Annotated in this window: 24 protein-coding genes; 16 read left to right on the forward strand and 8 right to left on the reverse strand. The window is 72.8% G+C overall.

What is annotated here, in order from left to right:
* Positions 1–15: 15 nt before the first annotated feature.
* The gene (locus tag OG500_RS05685) at positions 16–474 is read right to left on the reverse strand and encodes a MarR family winged helix-turn-helix transcriptional regulator (protein WP_329577280.1); all 459 of its coding nucleotides are present in this window, start codon (positions 472–474) and stop codon (positions 16–18) included.
* 62 nt (positions 475–536) lie between these two features.
* Here OG500_RS05685 and OG500_RS05690 point away from each other — a divergent pair, with 62 nt between their 5' ends.
* Positions 537–1,424 carry an alpha/beta fold hydrolase gene (locus OG500_RS05690; protein ID WP_329577283.1) on the forward strand — a complete coding sequence of 296 codons (888 nt, stop codon included), beginning with the start codon at positions 537–539 and terminating at the stop codon, positions 1,422–1,424.
* A gap of 3 nt (positions 1,425–1,427) precedes the next feature.
* Here the strand turns inward: OG500_RS05690 and ligD are convergent, their stop codons facing one another.
* Entirely contained in the window at positions 1,428–2,477 is a 1,050-nt protein-coding gene (gene ligD, locus OG500_RS05695; RefSeq protein WP_329577286.1) for a non-homologous end-joining DNA ligase, read from the reverse strand.
* The gene (locus tag OG500_RS05700; RefSeq protein WP_329577289.1) at positions 2,474–3,151 is read right to left on the reverse strand and encodes an HAD family hydrolase; all 678 of its coding nucleotides are present in this window, start codon (positions 3,149–3,151) and stop codon (positions 2,474–2,476) included. The genes ligD and OG500_RS05700 overlap by 4 nt, the downstream gene beginning before the upstream one ends.
* Before the next feature lie 184 nt (positions 3,152–3,335).
* Between OG500_RS05700 and OG500_RS05705 the strand changes: the two genes are divergently transcribed.
* The 7 genes from OG500_RS05705 to OG500_RS05735 all read left to right on the forward strand — a co-directional run bounded on the left by OG500_RS05705 (position 3,336) and on the right by OG500_RS05735 (position 11,307).
* Positions 3,336–3,884: a SigE family RNA polymerase sigma factor gene (locus OG500_RS05705; protein WP_327065271.1), complete on the forward strand. Its 549-nt coding sequence runs from the start codon at positions 3,336–3,338 to the stop codon at positions 3,882–3,884.
* An 89-nt stretch (positions 3,885–3,973) separates the two neighbouring features.
* Complete coding sequence (locus OG500_RS05710; protein WP_329577292.1) at positions 3,974–5,341, forward strand: LCP family protein; 1,368 nt, start codon at positions 3,974–3,976, stop codon at positions 5,339–5,341.
* Positions 5,274–5,930: a DUF6542 domain-containing protein gene (locus tag OG500_RS05715; protein ID WP_327065273.1), complete on the forward strand. Its 657-nt coding sequence runs from the start codon at positions 5,274–5,276 to the stop codon at positions 5,928–5,930. Before OG500_RS05710 ends, OG500_RS05715 begins: the two co-directional genes overlap by 68 nt.
* Before the next feature lie 194 nt (positions 5,931–6,124).
* Complete coding sequence (gene dacB, locus OG500_RS05720; protein ID WP_329577295.1) at positions 6,125–7,753, forward strand: D-alanyl-D-alanine carboxypeptidase/D-alanyl-D-alanine endopeptidase; 1,629 nt, start codon at positions 6,125–6,127, stop codon at positions 7,751–7,753.
* Positions 7,747–9,378 carry a peptide ABC transporter substrate-binding protein gene (locus OG500_RS05725; protein ID WP_327065275.1) on the forward strand — a complete coding sequence of 544 codons (1,632 nt, stop codon included), beginning with the start codon at positions 7,747–7,749 and terminating at the stop codon, positions 9,376–9,378. Before dacB ends, OG500_RS05725 begins: the two co-directional genes overlap by 7 nt.
* Before the next feature lie 50 nt (positions 9,379–9,428).
* Positions 9,429–10,355, forward strand: coding sequence for an ABC transporter permease (locus tag OG500_RS05730; RefSeq protein WP_327065276.1), 927 nt, complete (start codon positions 9,429–9,431; stop codon positions 10,353–10,355).
* The gene (locus OG500_RS05735) at positions 10,348–11,307 is read left to right on the forward strand and encodes an ABC transporter permease (RefSeq protein ID WP_329577298.1); all 960 of its coding nucleotides are present in this window, start codon (positions 10,348–10,350) and stop codon (positions 11,305–11,307) included. The genes OG500_RS05730 and OG500_RS05735 overlap by 8 nt, the downstream gene beginning before the upstream one ends.
* A 32-nt stretch (positions 11,308–11,339) precedes the next feature.
* Here the strand turns inward: OG500_RS05735 and OG500_RS05740 are convergent, their stop codons facing one another.
* The gene (locus tag OG500_RS05740) at positions 11,340–11,549 is read right to left on the reverse strand and encodes a DUF6011 domain-containing protein (protein ID WP_327065282.1); all 210 of its coding nucleotides are present in this window, start codon (positions 11,547–11,549) and stop codon (positions 11,340–11,342) included.
* Between the two features lie 129 nt (positions 11,550–11,678).
* Here OG500_RS05740 and OG500_RS05745 point away from each other — a divergent pair, with 129 nt between their 5' ends.
* Both OG500_RS05745 and OG500_RS05750 read left to right on the forward strand, forming a co-directional pair.
* Positions 11,679–12,404 carry a hypothetical protein gene (locus OG500_RS05745; protein WP_329577302.1) on the forward strand — a complete coding sequence of 242 codons (726 nt, stop codon included), beginning with the start codon at positions 11,679–11,681 and terminating at the stop codon, positions 12,402–12,404.
* A gap of 122 nt (positions 12,405–12,526) precedes the next feature.
* On the forward strand, positions 12,527–12,751 hold the full coding sequence (locus OG500_RS05750) for a hypothetical protein (protein ID WP_329577305.1): 225 nt from the start codon (positions 12,527–12,529) through the stop codon (positions 12,749–12,751).
* A gap of 29 nt (positions 12,752–12,780) precedes the next feature.
* On the opposite strand, the gene OG500_RS05755 is transcribed toward OG500_RS05750, so the two are convergent.
* The gene (locus OG500_RS05755) at positions 12,781–15,519 is read right to left on the reverse strand and encodes a molybdopterin-dependent oxidoreductase (protein WP_329577308.1); all 2,739 of its coding nucleotides are present in this window, start codon (positions 15,517–15,519) and stop codon (positions 12,781–12,783) included.
* On the reverse strand, positions 15,516–16,355 hold the full coding sequence (locus OG500_RS05760) for an FAD binding domain-containing protein (protein WP_329577312.1): 840 nt from the start codon (positions 16,353–16,355) through the stop codon (positions 15,516–15,518). Before OG500_RS05760 ends, OG500_RS05755 begins: the two co-directional genes overlap by 4 nt.
* Before the next feature lie 655 nt (positions 16,356–17,010).
* Between OG500_RS05760 and OG500_RS05765 the strand changes: the two genes are divergently transcribed.
* The 4 genes from OG500_RS05765 to OG500_RS05780 are packed head-to-tail and all read left to right on the forward strand — an operon-like array spanning position 17,011 to position 22,896.
* Positions 17,011–18,900, forward strand: coding sequence for an ABC transporter substrate-binding protein (locus OG500_RS05765; protein ID WP_327065287.1), 1,890 nt, complete (start codon positions 17,011–17,013; stop codon positions 18,898–18,900).
* Between the two features lie 52 nt (positions 18,901–18,952).
* Positions 18,953–19,897 (forward strand): ABC transporter permease, encoded by a 945-nt coding sequence (locus OG500_RS05770; protein WP_327065288.1) that lies wholly within the window; start codon positions 18,953–18,955, stop codon positions 19,895–19,897.
* Complete coding sequence (locus OG500_RS05775; RefSeq protein ID WP_327065289.1) at positions 19,897–20,814, forward strand: ABC transporter permease; 918 nt, start codon at positions 19,897–19,899, stop codon at positions 20,812–20,814. Before OG500_RS05770 ends, OG500_RS05775 begins: the two co-directional genes overlap by 1 nt.
* A 3-nt stretch (positions 20,815–20,817) precedes the next feature.
* Positions 20,818–22,896, forward strand: a complete 2,079-nt coding sequence (locus tag OG500_RS05780; protein ID WP_327065290.1) for an ABC transporter ATP-binding protein — start codon at positions 20,818–20,820, stop codon at positions 22,894–22,896.
* Positions 22,897–23,011: 115 nt separating this feature from the next.
* Here OG500_RS05780 and OG500_RS05785 read toward each other — a convergent pair whose 3' ends face one another.
* Positions 23,012–23,818, reverse strand: a complete 807-nt coding sequence (locus OG500_RS05785; RefSeq protein ID WP_329577318.1) for an SAM-dependent methyltransferase — start codon at positions 23,816–23,818, stop codon at positions 23,012–23,014.
* Positions 23,819–24,120: 302 nt separating this feature from the next.
* Between OG500_RS05785 and OG500_RS05790 the strand changes: the two genes are divergently transcribed.
* Together OG500_RS05790 and OG500_RS05795 are read left to right on the forward strand one after the other, a co-directional pair.
* Positions 24,121–24,729 carry an RNA polymerase sigma factor gene (locus OG500_RS05790; protein WP_327065292.1) on the forward strand — a complete coding sequence of 203 codons (609 nt, stop codon included), beginning with the start codon at positions 24,121–24,123 and terminating at the stop codon, positions 24,727–24,729.
* Positions 24,726–25,538 carry a glycoprotein gene (locus OG500_RS05795; RefSeq protein WP_329577322.1) on the forward strand — a complete coding sequence of 271 codons (813 nt, stop codon included), beginning with the start codon at positions 24,726–24,728 and terminating at the stop codon, positions 25,536–25,538. The genes OG500_RS05790 and OG500_RS05795 overlap by 4 nt, the downstream gene beginning before the upstream one ends.
* Before the next feature lie 40 nt (positions 25,539–25,578).
* Here the strand turns inward: OG500_RS05795 and OG500_RS05800 are convergent, their stop codons facing one another.
* Positions 25,579–26,367 carry an SDR family NAD(P)-dependent oxidoreductase gene (locus tag OG500_RS05800; protein WP_329577325.1) on the reverse strand — a complete coding sequence of 263 codons (789 nt, stop codon included), beginning with the start codon at positions 26,365–26,367 and terminating at the stop codon, positions 25,579–25,581.
* Between the last annotated feature and the right edge of the window lie 63 nt (positions 26,368–26,430).

Here is a 26,430-nt window from a genome sequence, read left to right on the forward strand (position 1 = left end):
CCGCGTCCGACCAGGTCAGCGCAGGTCGCGCTGGGCGGCGACGGACTCCTGCACCGCACCCAGGAAGCGCTGAACCGCCGCCAGCTCCGCCTCCGAGAGCGCTTGGGCGGCAGCGACCACGTCCGCGATCAGCGGACCGAAGAAGGACCGGCCGAGCGCGACCGCCCGCTCGTCCACCTCCAGCAGCACCCGGCGCCGGTCGCGGTCGTCCCGGGTGCGGCGGACATGGCCGAGCCGTTCGAGCCGGTCGATCACGGCCGTGGTGCCCGCGGAGTTCAGGCCGAGCTGACGGCCGAGCCGGCCCGGCGTGGCGGGGGTCTGCGCCCGGGCCGCGTCCAGCAGGCAGATCAGCGCGCGCAGGTCGGTCGGGTGCAGGCCGTTGCGCTGCGCGAACTCCGCTCCCAGCAGATGGAGTTCGAGTGTCAGCGCGCGCAGCTGATGCACCGTCTGCAGGCCGGGCTCCTTTTCGTCCATGAGGGGCATAGTATCTTGCTCAGCGAGATAGTTGCTCAGCGACTTATTTTCGGGGAGCTCTCATGCCTTCGGCGGATCCGACTGCGTTCCACACGGCGTACGACACCCTCCTCGACCGCTGGCCCGCGCCGGGCGCCGCCGGCACCGGCGGCGTCGAGCGGATCGACCTGGCCTCGGCGTACGGCACGACCCGGGTCCTCGTCCGCGGCCCCGCGGACGGCGAGCCGCTGGTCCTGCTGCATGGCGGCGGCAACACGGCGGCCTCGTGGTTCGCCAACATCGCCGACCTCAGCCGCGAGCGCCGCGTCCACGCCGTCGACCGGATCGGCGAGGCCGGCCGCAGCCGGTGCGGCGAGCGCCCCATCCGCACCGTCCCGGACCTGCTCGACTGGCTGGAGGGTGTCCTCGACGGCCTCGGCCTCGACCGCACCGACCTGTGCGGCCACTCCTACGGCGCCTGGCAGGCCCTGACGTACGCGCTGCGCGCGCCGCGGCGCGTCCGCCGGCTGGTGCTGCTCGACCCCACCCAGTGCTTCGCCGGCTTCCGCCCCGGCTACCTGCTGCACGCACTGCCGATGCTGCTGCGGCCCACGGCGCGCGGCGCCCGCGCCTTCCTGCGGTGGGAGGCCGGCGGCGCCGAGCTCGACCCGGGCTTCCTGGAGCTGTACGGGCTGGCCGCCGAGTTCCCGCGCCGCAAGGTCGTGGTGGGCAAGCGCCCGACGGCCGCCCAGCTGCAGGCCTGCACGCTGCCGACGCTGGTGGTGCTCGCCGGGGCGAGCCGGGCGCACGACGTCCGGCGGGTCCAGGCAGCGGCACGGGAGCTGCTGCCGCAGGCCGAGACGGTGGTGCTGCCCGGTGTCTCGCACCACGCGATGCCCGCCGTGCGGGCCGGCGAGCTCGACCGGCTGATCCTGGAGTTCCTGGCCACGCAGCACCCGGTGGAGGCCTGACCCTCACCGGGATTCGCGGACCACCTCCTGGGGCCGCTTGTCATCGCGCAGGCCCAGGAAGCGGGGGTGGCGCAGCAGGCCCGCCCTGGTCCACTCGGAGAAGCCGACCTGCGCGACCAGCACCGGGCGCACCCAGTGCGCCCGGCGCTCCGCGGGCTCGTCCTGGAACGGTGAGCGGGGCTGCTCGATGGTGTCCAGCCCGCCGCGCAGCGCCCGCAGCGCGGCGGCATCGAAGCCGGTCCCCACCTTGCCGGCGTAGCGCAGCCGCCCCTGCTCGTAGTAGCCGAGCAGCAGCGCGCCGAAGCCGGTCCGGCCGGCGGCCGGTTCGGTGAACCCGCCGATCACGAACTCCTGTCCGCCGACGCACTTCAGCTTCTGCCAGTCGGTGGAGCGGCGGTGCAGGTAACGGCCGTCGGCCCGCTTGGCGACGAGCCCCTCCCAGCCCCGGGCGCACGCCTGGTCCAGCAGGTCCCGGCCGCCCCGGGCGCCGGGCTCATCGTGCGCGGTGTAGTGCAGCGGGGCACGGAAGGCGAGGGCGTCGCGCAGCAAGGCCTTGCGGGTGCGCAGCGGCAGCCCGGTGGTGTCGCGCGCGTCCAGGCGCAGCAGGTCGAAGAGGAAGTAGCTGACGACGACGGGACTGGCGCGGACGGCGGCGGGTTGGGTCAGCTGCATGCGCTGCTGCAGGAGCGAGAAGTCGGTCCGGCCGCCGTTCAGTGCGACCAACTCGCCGTCCACCACGAAGTCCTGGCACGCCTGGGCTGCCAGCGCGGCCAGCACCTCCGGGTAGCCGGTGTCCAGCGCACGGCCGCTGCGTGAGAACAGGTGCACCCGCTCCCGGTCGCGGACAGCGAGCAGGCGGATGCCGTCGAGCTTGCGCTCGAAGAGCCAGCCGTCGCCGAAGGAGCCGGCAGCTCCGGCGGCCCCGGCCGTACCGGACACCGCCAGCATCGGGGTGCCCGGGTCGGCAGGCGCCGGGCGGAGCAGGCGCTGTTCGTGGGGCGGCAGACCGGCCAGCAGGCCGCTGAGCTCCGCCGCCCGCCGGGCGCCGGTCACCTCCGCGCCTGCCCGAACACCCGCGGCCGGGCCAGCAGGCTGTCGTCCAGCTGGGCCAGCAGCGCGCCCACGTCGGGGTGCACCTCGGCGGCGCCGGCCGCCAGCAGGTCCTGCTCCGCGATGCCGCTGCTGCGGACCGCGACGCAGGGCAGCCCGACCAGCCCGGCCGCCCGCGCGTCCCAGACGGTGTCGGCGACCAGCGCGGAGTGCTCGGCCGCGGCGCCGGCCAGGGCGAGCGCGCTCCGCAGCAGCCCGGGCCCCGGCTCACCGGCGGCCACCGGCAGCTCCGCGCCGTCCAGCGCACGGCCCAGCACCGCCAGCTCCCGGGCGCCGACCGGCCCGGCCGGGCTGACCAGCACCACCTGCCAACCGCGTACCAGGCACTCGCGCAGCAGCGGGGCAGCGGCCTCGAAGGGCTGCAGCACCGCCGAGTACCGGGCCCAGAGCACGGTACGGGCGGCCTCGATCCGCTCGTCCGCGGCCCGGTCGCGGCCCGGGCCGAGCAGCTCGTCGAGCAGTCGCGCGCCGCTCAGTCCGAGCGCGCCGTGCACCCGCGCCATCGGCACCCGGTGGTCGTGCTGCGCCAGCGCCTGCCACCAGCAGACGGTGTGCAGGTAGCCGCTGTCCACCAGGGTGCCGTCCAGGTCGAAGAGGATCGCTGCGGTCGGCTCCATGGGGCTGCCCCCTTCCTGACCTCCATCCTCCCGCGCGCCCGACACCTGCGCGTCCGGCACCCGTGCGCTCCGCCCATGGGCCCCGTGACAGCCGGACGGGAAAAGATTTCGCCCGACAGCTGTAACACCATCCCCACCCCGGCACGTCTTAGAGCTGAACATCATCGATGCGGGGGTACGAGGAGTGGCGCTGGGCAAGAGCAGCGGTGCGCGGGAGGGCGTGGACGCCGGGTTCCTGGAGTTCGCGAACGGGCGCACCGGGCAGCTGTACCGCTCCGCCTACTTCCTCACCGGCGGCGACAGCCACCTCGCCGAGGACCTGCTGCAGGAGACCCTCGGCCGGATGTACACGCTCTGGCACCGGACGTCCTGGCGCGGACAGCGCGGGCAGATCGACAATCCGGCCGCCTACGCGCAGCAGGTGCTGGTCCGCACCTTCCTGTCGCACCGGCGGCGGCGCAGCAGCACCGAGTGGCCCACCCACCAGTTCCCCGAGCTGGCGGGCGAGGAGGCCGACCCGACGTTGCGGGTGGCGCTGCTCGACGCGCTCGCCCAGCTCCAGCCCACCGACCGGGCGGTCCTGGTGCTGCGCTACTGGGAGGACCGCAGCGTGGAGGAGACCGCGGAGATCCTGCGGGTCAGCTCCGGTGCGGTGCGGGTGCGCAGCAGCCGGGCCCTGGTCAAGCTGCGCGGGCTGCTCGGCGACTCGCTGTTCGAACTCGCGGCCCGCTGACGCGCACCCCCCATCGACCACCCCACCACCACCCCACGTCCCCCCGCACCGGCCGACCGCACGGCCCGCAGAGAGAGCGATCGCACACCATGGCCACCGATCCGACGCCGGAACCACCGTCCGCCGACGAACTCGTCGAGATCTTCAAGCGCGCGGCCGACACGGTGCCGGTCAGGACCGAGGCGATGATCGCCGGCGGCGTGGCCCGCGGCCGGGCCCGGCGCCGGCGCCGGCGGATCGCGCTGACCGGCGCGGCGCTGGCCCTCGCGCTGGCCACGGCGGGCGGACTGCTCGTGAACGAGCTCCGCACCCCGCCGGTCACCACCTCACGGGCACTGGACCTGACGGCGCAGAGCTCACCGACGGTGACCGCTCCGGCCGACAAGTCCGTCAACCTGCTGCTGATCGGCCTGGACAGCCGCAAGGACCTGGCCGGCAACGACCTGCCCGCGCCGTTCGTCCGGGATCAACTGCACGCCGGCAGCAGCGCGGCGGGCGGCTACAACACCGACACCCTCCTCCTGCTGCACATCCCGGCCGACGGGGGGCGAGTGAGCGGAGTCTCCATCCCGCGCGACGACTACGTGCAGACCTACGGGGTGGACGGCACGAGCGGCACCGGCGACGCGAAGGGCCCGATGGACCGGATCGCGGGCGCCTACGGCATCGCGATGGCCACCGCCCAGGCCGAGTTGACCGGCCACGGGCTCTCCGCGGGCCAGCTGGAGCAGCAGAGCCGCGAGGCCGGACGGGTCGCCACGCTGGCCACCGTGCAGAACCTGCTGGGCGTGCGGATCGACCACTTCGCCGAGGTCGACCTGGCGAGCTTCTACGACATCGTCGAGGCGATCGGCCCGGTGCAGGTCTGCCTCAACCACGCCGTCTCGGACCCGTCGGTCCAGGGACAGGGGTCGGGCGCCCACCTCGAGGCAGGCATCAACGCGCTGGGCCCGGCGCAGGCGCTCGCCTTCGTCCGCCAGCGGCACGGGCTGCCGGCCGGCGACCTGGACCGGATCCGCCGTCAGCAGGCCTTCCTCGCGTCGCTGCGCAGCACGCTGGCGAACGCCGGTGTCTTCGCCGACCTCGGAAAGCTGCAGTCGCTGCTGGCCGCGGTGCACGACGACGTGGTGATCGACGACCGGTGGAGTGTCCTGGACTTCCTCCGGCAGGTGCCCAACCTGACCGGCGGTGACGTGAGTTACAGCACGCTGCCGAGCGAGGGAATCGAGACGGTACGAGGAATGGAAGTGAGCATGGTCGACCCAGTGGCGGCGAAGGCGTTCGTCCAGGCGCGGTTCGCCGCGCCGCAGACGGCAGCGGGGACGGGGACGGGGACGGGGACGGGATCACCGGACACCGGCGGCGGGGGCGGGGGCGGGGGCGGCGGGGATGCCGCGGGCCTCGCGGGCAGAGCCGGTGCGACGCCGCAGGCGGGCTCGCTCGCCTGCGTGGACTGATCGCGTGGCCGCCGTCGGCGGGCCGCCGCCGTCCGAGCAGCTGACGGATCGCCAGAGTCCGGCAGTTGAAGCCGAGTCCGGCCCCCGAGCCGGTCACCGGTCCAGGTCGGGCCGAGGCCGGGTGCCCAGCGCGCTGCCGGCCCTGGGACTGCCCGTGTGCGGAGCACTGGTGGACGAACTGACCCGCTCGGGGCCCGGTCCGGTGTTCGCCGTCTGCGCGGTGCTCGGCGCGGCCCTCGCCGCCGCGCTGAGCAGCCGGGCGGGCTGGTGGTGGGTGAGCACCAGCGCTCCGGTCATCGTGCTGGCGGTGGCGTCGGGGGCGCAGTACCTCGAGCACCACGACAGCCTCCACGGCAGCGCGCTGGCCACTGCCGCCGCGCGCTGGGTGGTGCACGCGTTCCCGGTGATGGCGGCGGCCCTGCTCGCGGCCCTGCTCGTCATCGTGCTGCGGGCAGCCCTCGCCCGCCGCCGCTCCCGCCGTGCCCGCCGCGCCGCGAGCGGACGCGGCGGCTCCCGGGCCCGGCGGCGCTCGGCACCGGAGACGACGGCCGCGAGGGTGCCGGCCCAGCGCTCCCGCGAATCGGGCTGACAGCACCGCCGTCGAACTGATGAGCTGTCACCCTGTGCGCCGTGCGGGCGATTTCTCGGCGCGCGCGTGTCAACAACCGCCACCGGCGGTCGGTCGGCGCGAAGGTGGGGTGGTTGGCCGGGCAGCAGCCCGGGTCGCGAACCGCGGCCCGGCTCCGGCCGCCCCACCCTCAGCCCGCCCGCCCTGGAGGCGCCGTGCGTTGCATCCCGCCGCGGCGGTCGGCCGCGCCGCAAGGGCCTGTCCTGGGGCGTGCCCTGGCCGCCGCCCTCGTCGCCCTGCTGCTGACCGGGTCGGGCCCGGCCCCCGGGACCGCACCGCGGGCGGTCGAGGCGGCACCCGCCAGCCCCGCACCGCTCGCCGCCACCGCACTCGACCGGCTGCTCGCCGACCGCCGCCTGACCGGCACCGCGGTCTCCGCGCTGGTCACCGACGCGACCACCGGCGAGGTGCTCTACCAGCACTCCCCCGACGCCCAGTTGCTGCCCGCTTCCACGCTCAAGACCGTGACGGCGGCGGCGGCGCTCGACCTGCTCGGCCCGGACCACCGGTTCACCACCACCGTGCTCGCTGCGGGCCGGCGCACCGGCACCGTGCTGACCGGCGACCTGGTGCTGCGCGGCGGCGGCGATCCCAGCCTGCTGCCGGCCGACCTGGACGCGTTGGCGGCACGGGTCGCCGCCGCCGGGATCGGCGAAGTGTCGGGCGACGTCCTGGCCGATGCCTCGCGCTACGACGACGTTCCGCTCGGCGCCGGCTGGGCCTGGGACGACCAGGGCGCCTACTACAGTCCGGAGATCTCCGCCCTCACCCTCACCACCGACGCCGACGACGACGTGGGCAGCGTGCGGCTCACCCTGACCCCCGACCCGGCGCCCGGCCACCCGGCGGCGGTGCGGGTCACCCCGGCCGAGGCGCCGGTGCGCCTGAGCGGCCACGTCGACACCGGGGCACCGGGCGGTGAGACCACCGCCGAGGCGGACCGGCGCCCGGGCGGCAACGAGATCGTGCTCTCCGGCACCCTGCCGGCCGACGCGGGGCCGACCGAGGAGTGGGTCGCCGTCACCGACCCGGCCCGGCTCGCCGGCACCGTCTTCCGTGCGGCCCTGGCCCGGCACGGGGTCACGGTGCGCGGCGAGGTGCGCGAGCAGCCGGCGCCGGGCGGCGCGGCCGTGCTGGCCGAGCACGACTCGGTGCCGCTCACCGCACTGCTGCCGCCCTTCCTCAAGCTGAGCAACAACGGGATCGCCGAACACCTGGTCAAGGAGGTCGGCCGGGTGCGGTCCGGCTCGGGCAGCTGGACCGCAGGGCTCGCCCAGCTGGCGGACTTCTCCCGGCGCGCCGGTCTGACCGCTGCCAGCACTCGCCAGGCCGACGGCTCCGGCCTGTCCCGCAAGGACCTGACGACCGCCCGGAACCTGACCGCGCTGCTGCACTTCGCCCGGCAGCAGCCGTGGTTCGCGGCCTGGTACGACGCGCTGCCGGTGGCCGGTGATCCGCGCCGGATGGTCGGCGGCACGCTGAGCGGCCGGATGCGCGGCACCCCGGCCGAGGGGCGGGTGCACGCGAAGACCGGGTCGATGACGGGCGTGGAGGCGCTGGCCGGCTACCTGGACCGGGCGGACGGGCGGACCCTCGCCTTCGCCGTGCTGCTCGACGACTTCACGGGCGAGAGCCCGCGTCCGGTGCTCGACGCCTTCGCCGCCCAGCTCGCCGGCACCGATGCGTCGGCCGCTGCCGCCGGCCCCGGACCGACCCCCCGGCGCCTCCCGCCGGGCATCGCCCACGACTGGGAGAGCGACTGCGCGGCAGCGGGCCGATGCTGATGCTCCGCCGGAGCGCGGTGGCGCTGGCCGGACACTCCCTTGCCGCCCTCGCGCTGCTCGCCGCGACCGCCACCGGCTGCGCGCGCGGCAGCGCCGACGACGACCGGCCCGTGCCGGCCGTCCCGGGCGGCTCGTACTCCGTCGCGCTGACCGAGCCCGACCACCTGACCCCGGGCCGCACCACCAGCAGCTACGCACTGCAGGTCCTGGAGGGCCTGTTCGACACCCCGCTCGCCCTGGACCCGCACGACGGCCACCCCGTCCCGCTCGCGGCCCGCTCGGTGACCAGTGACGACCAGCGGGTCTGGACCGTCGCGCTGCGCCCGGACGGCGTCTTCCACAACGGCGAACGGGTCACCGCCCACAGCTTCGCCGCCGCCTGGGAGGCCGCCGCCTACGGCCCGGACGGCTGGGACGCCAACTCCTACTTCGCCCAGATCGAGGGCTACGACGCGCTGAACCCCACCGACGGCCGCCCGCCCGCGAGCCGGCACCTGAGCGGCCTGACCGTGCTGGACGACAGCACCCTGCGGGTCACCCTCAAGGCCCCGTTCAGCCAGTTCCCGATGCTGCTCGCGTTCCCCGCCTTCGCCCCGCTGCCGCAGGCCGCGTTCAGCGACCCGGACCACTTCGACCTGCACCCGGTCGGCAACGGCCCCTTCGAGATGGCCGGCGACTGGCAGCGCAACCAGCGGATCGACCTGCGCCGGGCCGCCGCCTACACCGGGCCCCGGCCGCCGATGGCCGACGGCGTCCACTTCAAGATCTTCACCAGCACCGACACCGCATACACCGAACTGAGCGCCGGGCACGTGGACTTCGTCACCAACGTGCCCGCCGCCCGGGCCTACGAGGCCCGGCGCACCTTCGGCCACCACTACGCCGTGCGCCCCGGCGGCACCATGGACTACCTCGGACTGCCGCTGTGGGATCCGCGCTACGCCAAGCCCGAGCTCCGCCGGGCACTGTCGATGGCGATCGACCGCCGGGGCATCACCCGGGCCATCTACAACGAGGTGTACCTGCCCGCCGACTCGCTGGTGGGCGTCACCATCCCGGGCCACCGGGCCGGCGCCTGCGGCGAGAGCTGCGACTACCAGCCGGACAGAGCACGGGAGCTGCTCCGGCAGGCGGGCGGCTTCAGCGGACGGCTCGAACTGTACTTCGCCAACTCCGACCCCAGCTACCTGCAGTGGATGACCGCGGTGGCCAACGAGCTGCGCCAGAACCTCGGCATCCGGGACGTCGCGTTCCGCACCATGCCTGGCGCCGACCTCGCACCGATCCTCAACAGCCGCAAGGCCACCGGCCCTTACCGGCAGAACTGGGTCGCCGACTACCCGAGCGAGCAGGACTACCTGGCCGGGCTGCTCGGCCACGGCAACCGCCCCGGCTGGAGCAGCCCCGCCTTCGACGACCTGCTCGCGCGCGGCGACGCGGCCCCCAGCGCCGCCCAGGGCATCGCCTACTACCAGCAGGCAGAGGACCTCGCGCTGCAGCAGCTGCCGCTGATCCCGCTGTGGAACTGGCAGGACCAGAGCGCCTGGAGCAGCCGGGTGGGCAACGTCCTGTTCGACCCCTACGTGGCGGGCCTGCACCTGGAGCAGGTGACCGTGCGGCACTGACCACTTCCCGCCCAGACTCCCCAGCCGTCCGAACCAAGGGGCCCTGCCCGATGGGTCGTTACCTCGCCCGCCGCCTGCTGTACGCCATCCCCGTCCTGCTGGCCACCACCTTCCTGATCCACACCCTCGTCTTCGTGCTGCCCGGCGACCCGATCCAGGCGCTGGCCGGGGACCGGCCGATCTCCCCCTCCGTCGTCGCCGAGCTGCACCGGCGCTACCACCTCGACGACCCGCTCTTCGTGCAGTACGCCCGCTACCTGCGCGGCCTGCTCAGCGGCGACCTCGGCCGGACCTTCACCGGGGAGCCGGTGGCCGACGCACTCGCCGGGCACTGGCTGGTCACCCTGCGCCTGGGCCTGACCGCCTGGTTCCTGGAGACGGTGCTGGGCATCGGCCTCGGCGTCTGGGCCGCGCTGCGCCGCGGCCGCTGGGCCGACCGCGCGGTGCTCGGCGGCACCACGCTGGCCGCCGCCGTACCCGTCTACATCCTCGGCTACCTCGCCCAACTGGTGCTCGGCGTCCGGCTCGGCTGGTTCCCGGTGGCCGGCGCGGAGGCGGGCTGGCCGGGTGCCTACCTGCTGCCCGGCCTGGTGCTGGCCTGCTTCGGCGCCGGCTACGTGGCCCGGCTCACCCGCTCCTCGGTACTGGAGAGCCTGGGCGCCGACTACGTGCGCACGGCGACCGCCAAGGGGCTGTCCCGGCGCCGGACGGTGGTGGTGCACGCGCTGCGCAACTCGCTGGTGCCGGTGGTGACCTTCCTCGGGATCGAGCTGGGCTCGCTGCTGGCCGGGGCGGTGGTCACCGAGTACATCTTCAACCTGCCGGGCATCGGCCAGCAGGTCTTCCAGGCCATCCAACTGCGCGAGGGCCCCACCGTGGTGGGCATCACCACCGTGCTGGTGCTGGTCTTCTGCCTGGCCAACCTGGCCGTCGACCTGCTGTACGGCCTGCTCGACCCGAGGATCCGGCATGACTAGTCCCCCGCCCGTGACCGCGCCGCCCGGCCCCCAGGAGCCGCCGCCGCCCGCCGGCCGAGCAGGCCGCGAGCGGGCCGGCGGCCTGGGCGGGACCCGCACCCGGGCCCGGCTCCGGGCCCGCGCCCTGCCGGTGCTCGGCGCCCGTCCCGGCACGCTGGCCGCCGCCGCGGTGCTGCTGCTGGTCGCCCTGATGGCGGCCTTCCCCGACCCGTTCATCGCGCTGCTGACGCACGACACCGGGCGCTGCGAGCTGGCCGACTCCCGGGTCGGGCCGAGCCTCTCGCACCCGTTCGGCTTCGATGTGCAGGGCTGCGACTACCTCGCCCAGACGGTGCGCGGCAGCCGCCCCTCGCTGCTCATCGGCCTCGCGGTGACGGCCGGGGCGCTGGCCCTGTCGGTGCTGCTCGGGCTGCTGGCCGGCTTCTACGGCGGCTGGGTGGACGGGCTGGTCTCCCGGATCGCCGACGTCTTCTTCGGCCTGCCGTTCGTGCTCGGCGCCACCGTCGTGCTGGTGGCCTTCCCCGACCACGGGCTCGGTGCCATGACGCTGGTGCTGGTGGTGCTCGGCTGGACGACCATGACCCGGGTGATGCGCGCCCAGGTGATCGGGGTGAAGGAGGCCGACTACGTCCGGGCCGCGCGGGCCACCGGCGCAGGCGGAGGCCGTCTGATGCTCCGCCACATCCTGCCCAACGCGGTGACACCGGTGCTGGTGGTCGCGATGCTGGGCGTCGGGAACGTCATCTCGGGCGAGGCGACGCTGGACTTCCTGGGCGTCGGGCTGCAGTACCCGGCGGTCTCCTGGGGGCTCGAACTCAACGCCGCGCAGGCCTACTTCCTCGACTTCCCGCACCTGCTGCTGTTTCCCGCACTCTTCCTGTCGGCCACCGTGCTGAGCTTCATGGTGCTCGGCGACGCCGTCCGGGACGCCTGCGACCCGCGACTGCGCTAGCGCCTGCCGGGCAGACCGTCAGGCCCTGGCCCTCACAGGCCCGGCAGCGTGTCCTGGTCGACCTCGTGGCGCCGCACCGGCTCGGCGGGGTGCCGGCAGCCGGGACCCAGGCGCAGCATCCGGGACTCGGGGTCGTGCAGCACCCGGCCGCAGCCGCGGCAGGTGACGCGCACGGTCAGGCGCTCCTCGTCCGCCGGGGCGGGCAGGAGCGCCTCGGGCTGGTCCGGGGCTCGATCGCGCATGGGAGGCAGCATAGGGCCTGTACGACGGGCTGCGCCCACCGCTCTCATCCGATCCACAGGTTCGCTCAGTACCTTGTCAGCAATGGCAGCAGTCTCCGCCACCCCGTGATCGGACAGGACGTTCGGAGAATGGTGAAGAACATCATGACGGCCCGTCGCGCCGTCCTCGGCATCCTCGCCACCGCCGCGGTGCCCGCCCTGGGCGCCTGCGGCGCCGAGGAGACGAAGAGTCCCAAGCACCGGTCCACCCGGGCCGTCCAGGCCGCCGCGGTCTCCCCCGCCAGACCCGCCGACGCCTCCAGTGTGATCATGATCATCCGTCATGCCGAGAAGCCCACCGGCTCCGGCGCCCCGGACGGCGTCACCGACCAGGGCAAGAAGGACTCCGAGTCGCTGACCGTCCAGGGCTGGACCCGGGCCGGCGCGCTGATCTCGCTCTTCGCACCGCGGACCGCCGGCGGGGCGGCTGCGCCGGTACCGACGGGCCTGACCCGGCCCGCCACGGTCTACGCGGCCGACCCGACCACCGGCGGCAGCAAGCGCCCGGCCGAGACCGCCACCCCGCTCACCGCGGCCCTCGGACTGACCCTCGACACCCGGTACGCCAAGGGCGACGAGGCCGGTCTCGCGGCGGCGCTGCTGGCCACCAGCGGCCCCCAGCTGGTCGCCTGGGAGCACGAGAGCATCGCGGCCATCCTCGCCGGCCTCGGCACCATCACCCCGGCGCCGCCCACCGACTGGCCGGACAACCGGTTCGACGTGGTCTGGGTGCTGACCGCCGACGGCACCGGCTGGCGCTTCACGCAGGTGCCGCAGATGCTGCTGGCCGGCGACTCGCCCCATCCGATCAGCTGATTCGCGCCACCACCGGACAGAGCGCGGGGTACGACCGGCCGGTCGTACCCCGCGGCACGCCCGTAACCTGCGGCGCCGCCGACGGTTGATCAGGTCAGCCCGTCCCTGACCACGGAGGCCCGATGCGCACCGCCGCCCGAATCACCGTCACCACCCTCCTGCTCGGCACCGCCGTGCTCGCCGCCGTCGGCGGCGCGGCCGCGGCGACCGCCGGCGACCCGAACTACCCGGCGCCGTCCAAGCAGGAGCACACCTACAGCATTCCGGTCGGCGCCGTCTCCGACCTGGGCGACCTCACCAAGGTGGCCAACCTGGGCACCGACTTCGCCGCGCTGCTCGGGCACTGAGACCGCGGGCCGGGCGGGCGCGTGCGGCGTCACGGCCGGTCGCGCCGCTCGGCGAGCGCCTGCCAGACCCGGTCCCGCAGCAACGGCACCTCGGTGAACCGCACTCCGGTGGCGTCGCGCAGCGCATTGGCGAAGGCGGGTGCGACCGGGTTGAACGGGCTCTCGCTCATCGACTTGGCGCCCAGCGGCCCGATCGCGTCGGAGGTCTCCATGAAGTGCACCTCGGTGCGCGGCACGTCCGCGTAGGCCGGCAGCCGGTAGCGACGGAACGCGGCGGTGGTGACCTGGCCGGCCTCGTCCACCAGGACCTGTTCGAAGAGCGTGGCACCGAGCGCCTGCGCGACGCCGCCCTCCACCTGGCCGCGGCACTGCATGGGGTTCATCACCTTGCCCGCGTCGGCCGCGTGCACACTGCGCAGGATCCTGATCTCCCCGCTGTCGGGGTCGACGGCCAGGCTGAACCACTGGGCGTTGAACGCCACCGAGCGCGGCGAGCCGCCCCAGTGGCCGTCCGCGGAGAGCGCCACGCCCTGCTCGCGCGCGGCCTCGAAGAGCTCCTTGAGCGTGACCGGGCGCCCCTCGCAGTCCACCGCGTCGGCCAGCAGCCGGCACAGGGCGCGCGGGGTGCGGGCGTGTTCGGCGGCGAAGCTGAGGATCCGCTCGGCCAGCGCGTTCGCGGCCTTCATCACCGCCTTGCCCGCCACCACCGTGCCCGCCGAGCCGAACGCGCCGGTGTCGTGCCGGACCACGTCGGTGTCCGACTGCCGGATGGTGATCCGGTCGACGGTGGTGCCCAGCGCGCCCGCGGTGATCTGCTTGTGCACGGTGGTGGTGCCGTTGCCGAACTCGGCGGTGCCGACCGCGATGTCGTAGCCGCCGTCCTCCAGCAGCTTGACGGTGGCGTCGGCGAAGTGGCCGCCGGGCGGCCCGGTGGCGATCATCGACAGCGCGGCGCCGTGGCCCACCAGCCAGCCCTCGGGGGCGTCGGCGGTGCTGCGGTCCTCGGCGACGGCCCGGCGGACCACCCCCAGGCACTGGTCCAGGCCGTAGCTGGCGATGTGCAGGTCCTCCTCCTCGCCGCCCGGGCTGACCATCGGCTCGCCCGGGCCGATGATGTTGCGCTCGCGGAAGACCAGCGGGTCGATGCCCAGCCGGCGCGCCATCTCGTCCATCGCCGACTCCACGGCGAAGGTCACCTGGCCCAGGCCGTAGCCGCGGAAGGCCCCGGCCGGCACGCAGTTGGTGTAGACGGAGTAGGCGTCGACCTTCTTGTGCGGGGCCCGGTAGACGGCCATCGACTCCCCGACGCTGTGGAACATCACGGCCGGGCCGTGGTTGCCGTAGGCGCCCGTGTTGGCAACCACTCTCAGCTGAAGGGCCGTCAGAACCCCTGCCCTGGTGGCCCCCGCCTTGAACCCGATGGTGAACGGGTGCCGGGTGGTGGCACCGTGGAACTGTTCGGCACGGGTGAACTCCAGCTTCACCGGGCGGTGCAGTTTCAGCGCGGCCAGCACCGCGATGTCCTCGGTGAGCATCTCCTGCTTGCCGCCGAACCCGCCGCCGACCCGGCCCGCGACCACCCGGACGTACTCCTGCGGCAGGTCGTAGAGGTCGCACAGGGCGCGCCGGGTCAGGAACGGCACCTGGGTGCTGGAGCGGACCACGATCCGCTCGGTGCCCTCCTCGTCCTGCTCGAAGTACACCACGCAGCCGTGCGTCTCCAGGCTGGCGTGCTGCACCCGCTGGGTGCGGAAGGTCTCCTCGTAGACCAGGTCGGCCGCCGCGATGCCCTGCTCGACGCTGCCGGTCTCGCCGTGCACCTCGCCGCACACATTGGCCTCGGCGCGGGCGATCCTCGACTCGGGGCCCTTGGGATGCAGCACCGGCGCGCCGGGGGCCATCGCGAGCTCCGGGTCGATGACGTGCGGGAGTCGCTCGTACTCCACGACGATCCGCCGGCAGCCCTCCTCGGCGGCGCCCTCGCTGTCGGCGACCACGGCGGCCACCCGTTGCCCGGCGAAGCGGACCACGTCGTCCAGCACCCGGGTGTCGTCCGGGTCCTCGGTGGGGTGCTCGTGCCGGGCCGAGGAGTAGAGGCGCTCGGGGGCGTCGCGGTGGGTGAGGACGGCGTGCACCCCGGGCACCCGCAGTGCGGCCGAGGTGTCGATCGAGACGATCCTGGCGTGCGGGTGCGGGGAGCGCAGCAGCTTCATGTGCAGCAGGCCCTCGACTTCGAGGTCGAAGGTGTAGCGGGCGGTTCCGGTGACCACCTGCGGGCCGGCCGGCGCGCCCAGGTTGCGGCCCACCGCCTGCCCGGCGCAGGGCTGCTCGGTGTGCGTGACGCCGCGGATCGCGTCCTCGATCGCCCGGTACCCGGTGCAGCGGCACAGGTTTCCCTTCAAGGCCCTTGGCAGGTCGGTCAGCTGATCTTCCGTCAGGGCCGAGCTGGTCATCAGGAAGCCGGCCGTGCAGAAACCGCACTGGAAGCCCTGCGCGTCCAGGAACCTGCGCTGCATCGGATGCAGCTCGCCGTCCTCGGCCAGCCCCTCCACGGTGGTCACCGAGCGGCCGTCGGCCCGTACCGCCGGATAGAGGCAGCTGTGCACCGGCTCGCCGTCCACCTGGACGGTGCAGGCGCCGCAGTCCCCGGCGTCGCACCCCTTCTTCACCCCGAACCAGCCGCGCTCGCGCAGATAGGTGCGCAGGCACTGACCGGGGCGCGGATCGTTGTCGAACGACTGCTCGTTGACCCGGATCGAGAAGCTCATCGATCCTCCTCCCCGCCCAACTCGGTGCGGATCTCCTCGGCATAACGCAGCGTCATGTGGCGTCGCCAGGCCGGGAGTCCATGGATGTCGTCGAAGTACTCGCCCGGCTCGACGGCGTTCTCCACCGCCTCGCGCACCGCGCGGGCGTTGGGCGGCACCGGGAACCGCAGCTGGATCGGACGCACGGTGGCAGCGGTGACGGTGAGCGTCAGGATGCCGTGACGGCCGGAGGCCGCGGGCGGTTCGAGCGCCCCGATCAGCAACGCGCCGGACCGGCCGAGCCCGTACAGCGACGCCTGCCGGAAGGCGGTGCGCGCGGCCAGCGCGCGGGCAGGCAGCGTCACCGCACGCAGCAGCTCGCCGGGGCGCAGCACGTTGCGCCCCGCCCCGGTGACGAAGTCCGCGACCGGCACCTCGCGCACCCCGCCGCCCTGGGAGAGCAGCCGGCAGCGCCCGTCCAGCGCCGCGGTCAACGAGATCATCGGCCCGGCGGGCAGCGAGTTGCACAGGTTACCGCCGACGGTGGCCATGTTCCAGATCTTCCACGAGGCGAGGAAGGCCCGGCAGCACTGCTCGAAGAGCGGCGCGGCCGCCCAACCCGCTTGCGCGGCATACCGGGACAGCTGCGCGATGGTGCAGGTCGCGGCGATCTCCAGGTCGCCCTCGGCGGTCATGCGCAGCGGCGGCCAGCCGGTGCGGCTCAGGTCGATCAGCCGGCGCAGCTGCGGCTGCGGCTCCGAGAACAGATAGGTCCCACCACCGAGCCAGGCATCACCGGGCCGCCACACCCCGCGGCTGCGGGCATCGCGCACCTCCAGCACCGTGTTCAGGTCCACGCTCTTCACCGTCCTCCACCAGATCGATGAAAGGATTGAAGCAACGCGTCCGGATGGCGGGCAGTGGTGCACCGCACCAGTGATCCACCCCGGCCCTGGACGATCCACCAGTGAAGACGACCTGATCAAGGCCCGGATGGCGAGCGGGACAGCCATCCGGCATGCTCACGCCAGGCGCCGCAGGTTCCGGTTCATGGTCCACTCCTTGATGGAAACGTGACCAGCCGTGTCCTTCCGGCCTCTTCTCTCCGGTTCGGAAATCGGTCTAACTAGGTAGCACAACTCGCGATCAGGCTCAGCAGTATCGGGCCCGCGAGGAGTCCGGGCTGCGACGCCTACGATCGGTCGTACCCGACTCGCGGCACTGCGGCTTGACGGCGCATCAGCTGTTTGGCCGATGGCGGCCTGCGCCCTCGAACCTGGGGGCGACCCGTCGCCGGGACAGCGCACGCGCCCGTACGTACTCGCACCTCGCACAGCCCAGCACGGCGAGCACCAGGCCCTCCGGGTCAGTTGTACTTCGCTCAACCGCACGGCAGCAAACCATTTATGAGGAGACATCACCTCGCGCCCGCCGAGACCCGGCCGGACGCGCAGGGCGGCAACCCGCTGATGTCCAAGGGGATAAGGGGCGTGTCACGCAATGAGGAAATCCGTGGGGCCACGCAGGCTCTCCAAGGCCGCGGTGCTGATCGCGGCACTTGCGACCACGGCCGCGTGTGGGGGCAGCGGCGGTGGCGGCAACAACGCGAACGGCCCCACCGGGACGCCGAAGCAGGGCGGCGTGGTGCGCGTGGCCGAAACGCCCTCCGCCTTCCCGAACGCCATCTGGCCGTTCGACACCGCTCCGCAGGAATCCACGGTGAACACCACCCAGTTCCAGCAGCTCATGTACCGCCCGCTGTACTACTGGGGCCTGAACGACAAGATCTCGCTCGACCCCGACGTGTCGATCGGCCAGACGCCCAGCTGGAGCGCGGACGGGAACACGGTCACCATCCAGCTCAAGGACTGGAAGTGGTCCAACGGTGAGACCGTCACCGCCCAGGACGCGCTGTTCTGGGTGAACATGTCGGCGGCGGAGACCAGCAACAGCGGCAACTACACGCCGCCCAACCCCGCGATCGGTGCCAAGTACTTCCCGGACAACATCGCCTCGGCCACCGCCTCCGGCCAGACCCTGACGCTGACCCTGAACACCCAGGTGAACCAGACCTGGTTCCTGGACAACGAGCTCAGCCAGATCGTCCCGATGCCGCTCGCCTGGGACGTCACCGGCGCGGGCAAGCAGGGCAAGTGCGCGACGGACACCTACGGTTCGGACGCGATGAAGAGCGACTGCGCCGCCGACTACGCCTACCTCAGCGGTGAGTCGACCAAGGGCAGCAGCTACGTCGGCAGCCCGCTCTGGTCCGTGGTCGACGGCCCGTGGAAGCTCAAGAGCTACGACGGCACCTCCGGCGCCTACGCCATGGCGCCCAATGCCACTTACTCGGGCCCGCAGAAGCCCTACCTGGACGAGGTGGACTTCGTCCCCTACACCTCGGACACCAAGGAGTTCGCGGACCTGCAGGCCGGCAGCTCGGGCGCCAACGCGATCAACGTCGGCTACCTCCCGGCCCAGGACACCCCGCAGTACAACGCCAAGAACCCGGACGCGGGCAACCCGCTGAGCGGCCAGGGCTACTACATCCCGGCGCCGACCTACCTGGACTCGATCTCGTACTACCAGATCAACTTCGCCAACCCGAACGTGGGCCCGCTCTTCAAGCAGTCCTACTTCACCAAGGCCCTGCAGCAGACCGTCGACCAGCAGGGCATCATCAACGGCATCTACAAGGGCTGGGCCTACCCGACCACCGGCGCGGTGCCCTCCCAGCCGTCCGGCAACCCCCTGTCGCCCAAGAGCGCCTCCGAGCAGGTCAACTACGACCCCTCGGCCGCCAAGCAGGCGCTGACCAGCCACGGTTGGGACACCAGCCAGTCCCCGGCCGTGTGCACCTCGCCGGGCACCGGCGACAGCCAGTGCGGCGCCGGCATCGCCGCGGGCACCAAGGCCGCCTTCACCCTGGACTACCCCTCCGGCGAGCCGGCCCTGGACACCATGGCGGCCGACATGCGCTCGGACGCGGCCAAGGCCGGGATCAGCATCAACACGGTCAGCCAGGCGCAGAACACCATCGGCAACGAGGGCGTGGCCTGCTCCCCGTCGCAGCCCGCGGGCTGCCAGTGGCAGGCGCTGCTCTACGGCGGCTGGGTCTTCAACCCCGACTACTACCCGACCGGCGACGCGCTCTTCGCCACCGGCGCCGGCCCGAACATCTGGGGCTTCTCCGACCCGAAGCTCGACGCGCTCGCGGCCAAGGTCACCACGAGCAACGACGTGAACGACATGTACGCCTACGAGGACTACATCGCCAACGACCAGCCGGTGATCTACAACCCCAACCTGCTGGCGGCCGGCGAGGTGAGCAAGAACCTGCACATCGACGCGGGTGACCCGTTCCAGGGTTACGAGCCGGAGTACTGGTACTACACCAAATGACTCTGACCGCTGAACTGCCCGCTGCGGCCCCCCTGTTTTTCGGGGGGTCGCAGTGACGGCCTACCTCGTCCGTCGGTTGTTCCAGGCCCTGGTCACGGTGTTCATGGTCACCGTCATCTCCTTCGGCCTGATGCAACTCATGCCGGGTGGCCCGGTGCGAGCGATCCTCGGCGCACGCGCCACCCCGACCACCATCCAACACCTCACCCACCAGATGGGCCTGGACCGCCCCGTCTACGTGCAGTACTGGAACTGGCTCGACGGCCTGCTGCACGGCAACCTGGGCTTCGACTACGCCCAGCAACGCCCGGTCTCCGACCTGCTGTTCAACGCACTGGGCGCCTCCGCCTTCATCGTCGGCGCCGCGCTGGTCCTGGCCCTGCTGATCGCCGTGCCGGTCGGCATGGCGCAGGCGATCAAGCGCAACAGCGCGCTGGACCACGGCTTCACGGTCTTCTCCTTCGTGGCCTACGGGGTCCCGACCTTCTTCCTCGGCTTCCTGATCCAGCAGTGGTTCGAGGACGACCTGAAGTGGGTCTCGGTGCAGAACCAGGTCTCCACCTTCGGCGACGCGCTGAGCAACCCCGAGGCGGTCGTGCTGCCGGTGCTGACCCTGACCATCACGACGGTGGCCGGCTACAGCCGCTACATGCGCTCGGGGGTGCTGGACCAGATCACCCAGGAGTACGTGCGCACCGCCAAGGCCAAGGGCGCCTCCAGCCGGCGCACCCTCTACGCCCACGTGCTGCGCAACGCGCTGATCCCGATGGTCACCCTGGTGGGCCTGTCGCTGCCGGTCCTGGTGGGCGGCTCGCTGATCGTCGAGTACGTCTTCAACATCCAGGGGATCGGCCTGCTGACCACCCGCGCGGCCCAGCAGAACGACTACAGCATCACCCTGGCGGCAACCCTGCTGACCGCGGTGGTCACGGTCGTCGGTTCGCTGATCGCCGACCTCAGCTACGCCGTGCTCGATCCCCGAGTGAGGCTCGCCTGATGACAACGACAACTGACACGGCGTCAGACACTCCGGTCCCCGCGCCCGGCACCGAGCCCATCGAGCGGCCCCGCTCGATGCTGCGGCGCGGCTGGGAGGTCTTCGCGGAGAACAAGCTGGCGCTGGCCGCGGTGAGCATCCTGGTGGTCATCGTCGGGTTCTGCTTCCTGGGCCCGCTCTTCTACCACTCGAACACCACCGTGGTCGACCTGCACGCCGTCACCCAGCCGCCCGGTACCGGACACCCGCTGGGCACCGACAACGACGGCATCGACGAGCTCGGCAAGATGATGGTCGGCGGGCAGACCAGCATGGAGATCGGTCTGGCCGCCGGTCTGATCGCCGCGGTGGCGGGCGCCCTCTACGGCGCGATCGCCGGCTACCTGGGCGGCTGGATCGACGCGCTGATGATGCGCGTGATCGACTCGCTGATGTCCTTCCCGCTGATCTTCCTGCTGATCTACCTGAGCGGCGTCTACGGCAAGAGCAAGACGATGCTGATCATGGAGGTGGGCTTCACCTCCTGGTTCGGCATCACCCGTCTGGTGCGCGGCGAGGCGCTGACCCTCAAGGTCCGCGACTACGTCTCCGCCTCCCGAATGATGGGCGCGAACGGCGGCCGGATCGTGCTGCGGCACATCCTGCCGAACACCATCGGCACCACGATCGTCAACACCACGTTCTCGATCGCCGACGCGGTCTTCGCGCTCTCCACCCTGAGCTACATCGGCCTGGGTCTGCAGGCGCCCAACAACGACCTGGGCGGCATGCTCGACATCGGCACCACCTTCGCCAGCCAGGGGTACTGGTGGATGATCTATCCGCCGGCCGTCGTGATCATCCTGATCATCCTGTGCTTCAACGTGATCGGCGACGCCCTGCGCGACGCCTTCGAGACCCGTCTACAGAAGCGGTGAGCCGTGGCCCTTCTAGAACTGACCGACCTGCGCACCGAGATCCGGCTCAAGCGCTCGGTGGTGCACGCACTGGACGGGGTCAGCCTGCGCGTCGATGCCGGGCAGACCCTCGGCATCGTCGGCGAGTCGGGGTGCGGCAAGACCATGACCGCCATGTCGATCATGCAACTGCTGCCCAACGGCGGTGACGTGGTCGGCGGCCAGGTGCTGCTGGACGGGCGCGACCTGCTGAAACTGGACGACGCGGCGATGGACCACGTCCGGGGCAACGAGATCGGCATGATCTTCCAGGATCCGGCCACCTCGCTGAACCCGACCATGACCATCGGCAAGCAGATCTCCGAGTCGGTGCGGATCCACCGCCACGCCTCCCGCAAGGAGGCGCACGAACGCGCCGTGGAGGCGCTCTCGCTGGTGGGGATGCCCAGTCCCGCGCAGCGCGCGCTCGCCTATCCGCACGAGCTCTCCGGCGGGATGCGCCAGCGCGCCATGATCGCGATGGCGCTGGCCAACGAGCCCAAGCTGCTGATCGCCGACGAGCCGACCACGGCGCTGGACGTCACCATCCAGAAGCAGATCCTGGAGCTGATCGACCAGTTGAAGCACCGGCTGGGCATGGCCGTCATCCTGGTCACCCACGACCTCGGGGTGATCGCGGGCCGGGCCGACCAGATCGCGGTGATGTACGCGGGCAAGGTGGTGGAGACCGCCGACACCGAGACGCTCTACGCCAACCCGCGCCACCCGTACACCGAGGCGCTGTTCGCCTCGCTGCCGGAGCGCGGCGCGGAGTCCGGGGAACGGCTGTACTCGATCCCCGGCCTGCCGCCGGACCTGACCCGGCCGCCGGCCGGCTGCCGGTTCGCCCCGCGCTGCCGCTACGCCACCGAGGAGTGCCGCAGCACCGAGCCGCCGCTCGGCGGCGAGGTGCCCGCACACCGCTTCGCCTGCTTCCATCCGGTCGGCGCGCCGGAGAGCGGCGAGGCCGCCGCGCTGCCGCGGGAGGCGGTGGCGCAGGCCACCGAGCGGACCAGGACGGTGCGCGAACTCGACGGTGCCGAGGGCGAGCCGCTGCTGCGGGTGGCCAACCTGGTCAAGGAGTACCCGATCACCTCGGGCCTGCTGCTGCGACGGGCGGTGGGCGCGGTCAGCGCGGTGGCGGACGTTTCGCTGACGGTGCGTCACGGCGAGACGGTGGGCGTGGTCGGCGAGTCCGGCTGCGGCAAGACCACCCTCGGCAAGCTCATCGTCGGCCTGGAGGCGCCCACCAGCGGCCAGTTGCTCTTCGACGGCAAGGACCTGACCCGGGCCGCGCGCCCGGAACGCCGCCGGCTGCGCCGCGAACTGCAGTTGATGTTCCAGGACTCGTACGCGGCGATGAACCCGCGGATGACCGTGCGCACGATCATGCGCGAGCCGCTGGACATCCACCGGGTCGGCAGCCACAGCGAGCGGGACAAGCGGCTGCGCGAGATCCTCGACGTGGTCGGCCTGCCGTCCAGCGCGCTGGAGCGCTACCCGCACGAGTTCTCCGGCGGGCAGCGCCAACGCATCGGGCTGGCCCGGGCGCTGGTGCTGCAGCCGCGGCTGATCGTGGCCGACGAGCCGGTCTCGGCGCTGGACGTCTCGATCCAGTCCCAGGTGCTCAACCTGATGAGCGACCTGCGCGGCGAGTTCGGGCTGTCCTACCTGTTCATCTCGCACGACCTGTCGGTGGTGCGGTACCTGGCCGACCGGATCGGCGTGATGTACCTGGGCAAACTGGTGGAGGTCGGCCCGGCGGAGTCGGTCTACTCCTCCCCCGTGCACCACTACACCCGCGGTCTGCTGGACACCGTCCCGGTGGCCGACCCGGTGCTGGAGAAGGCCAAGAGCAGCCAGGGCGTGGCCGGCGAGCTGCCGTCCGCGATCGACCCGCCGTCCGGCTGCCGGTTCCGCACCCGCTGCGCGGCGGCGCAGGACCTGTGCGCGAGCACCGAGCCGCCGCTGGTGGCCTTCGGTGCGGGCGACCACCTGGCCGCCTGCCACTTCCCGCTACGCGAGCCGGCGGCGGCCGCACCTGCGGCGGCCGGGGCGGCCTGACGCACGCGCCCCGGGGGTCCGGTGCGGTCGGCGGGTTGCCGACCGCACCGGACCGGCGCGTTCCGGGCCCTGCGCCGGCCGGGGCCGGAGAACCGCCGACCCCGCGGACGCACCGTCAGGGCTTGAGCGCCACTGCGGCGTAGACCGAGGACTCGACGTCGCTGGCCGCCGCCACCTCGGGGGTGCCCGGACGCCAGCGCTGGGTGGGCACCACACCGGGCGCCACCACGTCCCAGCCGCTGAAGAACCGGGTGAACTCCTGCTCGCTGCGCGACTGCAGCGGAGTGCCGGCCGCCTGGTAGATCTCCACCAGGCGGGCGATCTCGGTGGGCGCGAAGTCCGAGGTCACATGGGTCATCGTGAGCGTGCTGCCGGGGACGAGCACACTCTTGAAGTGCTCGACGATCTCGTAGGTCCCCAGCTCGTCGGGCACGAAGTGCAGCAGCGCGTTGAGGCTCAGCCCGATCGGCCGGGAGAAGTCGAGCACCTCGCGCAGCTCGGCCGAGTCGAGCAACGTGGCCGGATCGGTCACATCGGCCTGGAGGTAAGCGGTGCGCCCCTCGGGCGTGCCGACCAGCAGCGCCTTGGCGTGCGCGAGCACGATCGGGTCGTTGTCGGCATAGACGACCGTGGCCCCCGGGTTCACCTGCTGGGCGACCTCGTGCAGGTTGGGCGAGGTGGGGATACCGGTGCCGACGTCGAGGAACTGGTCGATTCCGGCCTCGGCCAGCGCGCGGGTGGAGCGGTGCATGAAGGCGCGGTTGATCCGGGCCGTGGTCTCGATCCACGGCATGACCGCCTTGGCCTTGCCCGCGGCCTCCCGGTCGGCCGCGAAGTTGGTGACCCCGCCGAGGAAGTAGTCGTACATCCGGGCCGAGTGCGCCCGGTGCAGTTCCAGGTTGACCCCGTCGTAGTCGGTCATCGGCTTCCCCCCAGGTGAGCGCGGACGGACGTTCCGTCATGATCCGATCATCATGGTTCCCGGGACCGAGCGCCGCAACCATCAGGACCGGGGGCCCCAAGGAGGCTTGTGCCAAAAGCATATGACAATATGTCAGAGTGGGATGCCCGACCAGTTCTCGGACTGTAGGACTGTCTGAGCATCACAAACTGTTCTTGTCTTGCACCAGAGCGTGTCCATTCTGGTTCCATAGGTCCGCGAGGGTATGACCGAGGCTTCCCGCAGCGGCCCGGCCGCGCCGACGACCGACAAAGGCAGGACCCATGACGTTCGACAGGGGCGGCCAGACCGCTGGACGCCAGGGAGGGCAGGCGGTGGACAGCACCGGCAAGGACGCGGCCAGTGCCCGGCTGCGTCTGTCCTACCAGGTCTTCTGCGAGATCCACGGGCGGGCCTGGCTCGCCTTCGCCCGCACCAGGATCGGCAACCGCGCGGACGCCGAGCTGGTGGTCACGGCGATGCGCACCGACCTCGCCGAGCAGTGGTCGCACGCGCTGCGCCACCCGCTGCCGGCCGCCTACGCCTGGCGGCTGCTCAAGTCCCATCTGCACTCCTGGTCCTGGGACGAGGACGCGCTGGCCGTCGAGGCCACCACCTTCGCGGCGGTGATCGGCGGGTTCAAGGAGCTGGCGGGCGACAGCCTGCGGACCGAGGAGGACCAGATCGGGCTCTACAGCTCGATCCTGGCGCTGCCCGACCGCCAGCGCGACGCGGTGATCCTGCGCTACGTCCTGGACCTGGACGACCAGGAGATCGCCGCCTATCTCGACCGGCCGGTGGAGACCGTCCGCTCCAGCCTGCGGCACGCCCGCGAGCGCCTGGCGCGCCGGCTGGGGATCGCCGACCTGCCGGATCGCAGGGCCGAGCGATGAGCGGCCCGCACCGGAGCCCGGGCGAACCGCAGGCGCTGGAGAGCTGGCTGGGCCTGGACCCGGCCGAGCCGCCCGAGCCCGCGGCGCCGGACCGGGGCGCACGGCCCGGCGCGGACGCGGCGGCGAGCGCCGGCCCGCTGGTGGTGCCGGCGCCGCCGCGCCCGTACGACGAGCGGATCGCCACCGCCCGCGAGGCCCGCCTGACCGCGGCCCCGGTCAACCTGCACTCCGAGCACGAGCAGGCCCGGTTCGAGCTCGGCCTGGTGGTCGCGCTGGTGCTGGACGCACCGGAGGCGGCCAGCGGCCTGGACCTGCTGGTCAACAGTCAGCAGATCCAGCCCGAGGGCGCCGAGGTGTTCGCCGCGCTGCTGTACGCCACCGGCCGGATCGACGGGGCCGAGTTCTGGTGGCGCTTCGCCGCCGGCTCCGGCAGCCGGATCTCCGCCTACTGCCTGCACCTGCACCACCTGCACCTGGGCGAGCTGAGCGACGCCGACTACTGGCAGGCCTGGTCCCGCGACCTGGCCGAGCGCGCGGAGCTGGCCGAGGCCTCCCCGCCGCCGCGGCCGCTGCGCTCCAGCCAGCCGCTGCTGCCGGACGCCGTGCGCCGCGACATCCTGGCCCGCTGCCACCGCGGCCTGGCGCCCCAGCTGCCTCCGGCCCTGGCCGCCGTGATCGAACAACTCCCGGTCAAGATGGATGAGTTCGACCTCCGCGAGATCCCGCAGCCCGACTCGCTCGGCCCCGGGACGCTGACCCCCGACCCGCCGGCGGCGGCGGAGCGCCGCCCTGGCCGGGCCAGGCCATAGGGCGTGCTGACAGGCCCGAGGGCCTGTGGCCGGAGCGGGCTCAGTCGAAGGGCGGCGACATCGCCCGGTTCAGCCCCAGGTTGCTCACCAGCAGCCCGCCGTCCACCGGCAGCGTCACCCCGGTGATCCAGGAGGCGTCCGCCGAGGCCAGGAAGGTCACGGCCGCCGCGATGTCCTCGGGCCGGCCGACGCGTCCCAGCGGGTACTGGGTCGCGGCGCGTTGCAGCACCCCGGGGCGGTCGTCCCAGACGCTGGTGCCGACGGTGCCGGGCTCGACCAGGTTGACCCGCACCCGGCGCGGCGCGCAGTCCACCGCGAGCGTGCGGGTCAGCGAGGCGAGCGCGGCCTTGGCGGCGCTGTAGGCGTGCACCCCGAACCAGCGCTCGGCGTTCACCGAGCCGATGTTGACGATCGCGCCGCGCCCGCCGGCCGCCACCAGGCTGGGCAGCGCGGCCCGCACACAGCGGTAGGCGCCGTGCAGGGTGATCTCGAAGTCCTGGTACCAGGGCGCGTCCTGGTGGTCCTCGAAGAGCTCCGGATCCGGGTGGCAGGCATAGGCGTTGTTGACCAGCACGTCCAGGCCGCCGAAGGCCCGCACGGCCCGGTCCACCGCCGCCGTCACCGCCGCGCCGTCCCCGACGTCGCAGCCCGCCGCCTCGGCCGCGCCGCCGTCCTGCCGGATCGCCCGGGCCACCCGCTCGGCCCGCGCCGGGTCGAGGTCCGTGACCAGCACCCCGGCACCCTGCGCGGCGAAGCGCCGGGCGATCGCCGCGCCGATGCCCTGCCCGGCGCCGGTGACCAGCACGCCATAACCGTCGAATCCCGCCATGGCGCAACGATAGGCGCAACCGTGCCACCAGCACCACGAGTTGCACCGAACCCGGGCACCGAA

Source organism: Kitasatospora sp. NBC_01250, assembly GCF_036226465.1.
Classification (GTDB): Bacteria; Actinomycetota; Actinomycetes; order Streptomycetales; family Streptomycetaceae; genus Kitasatospora.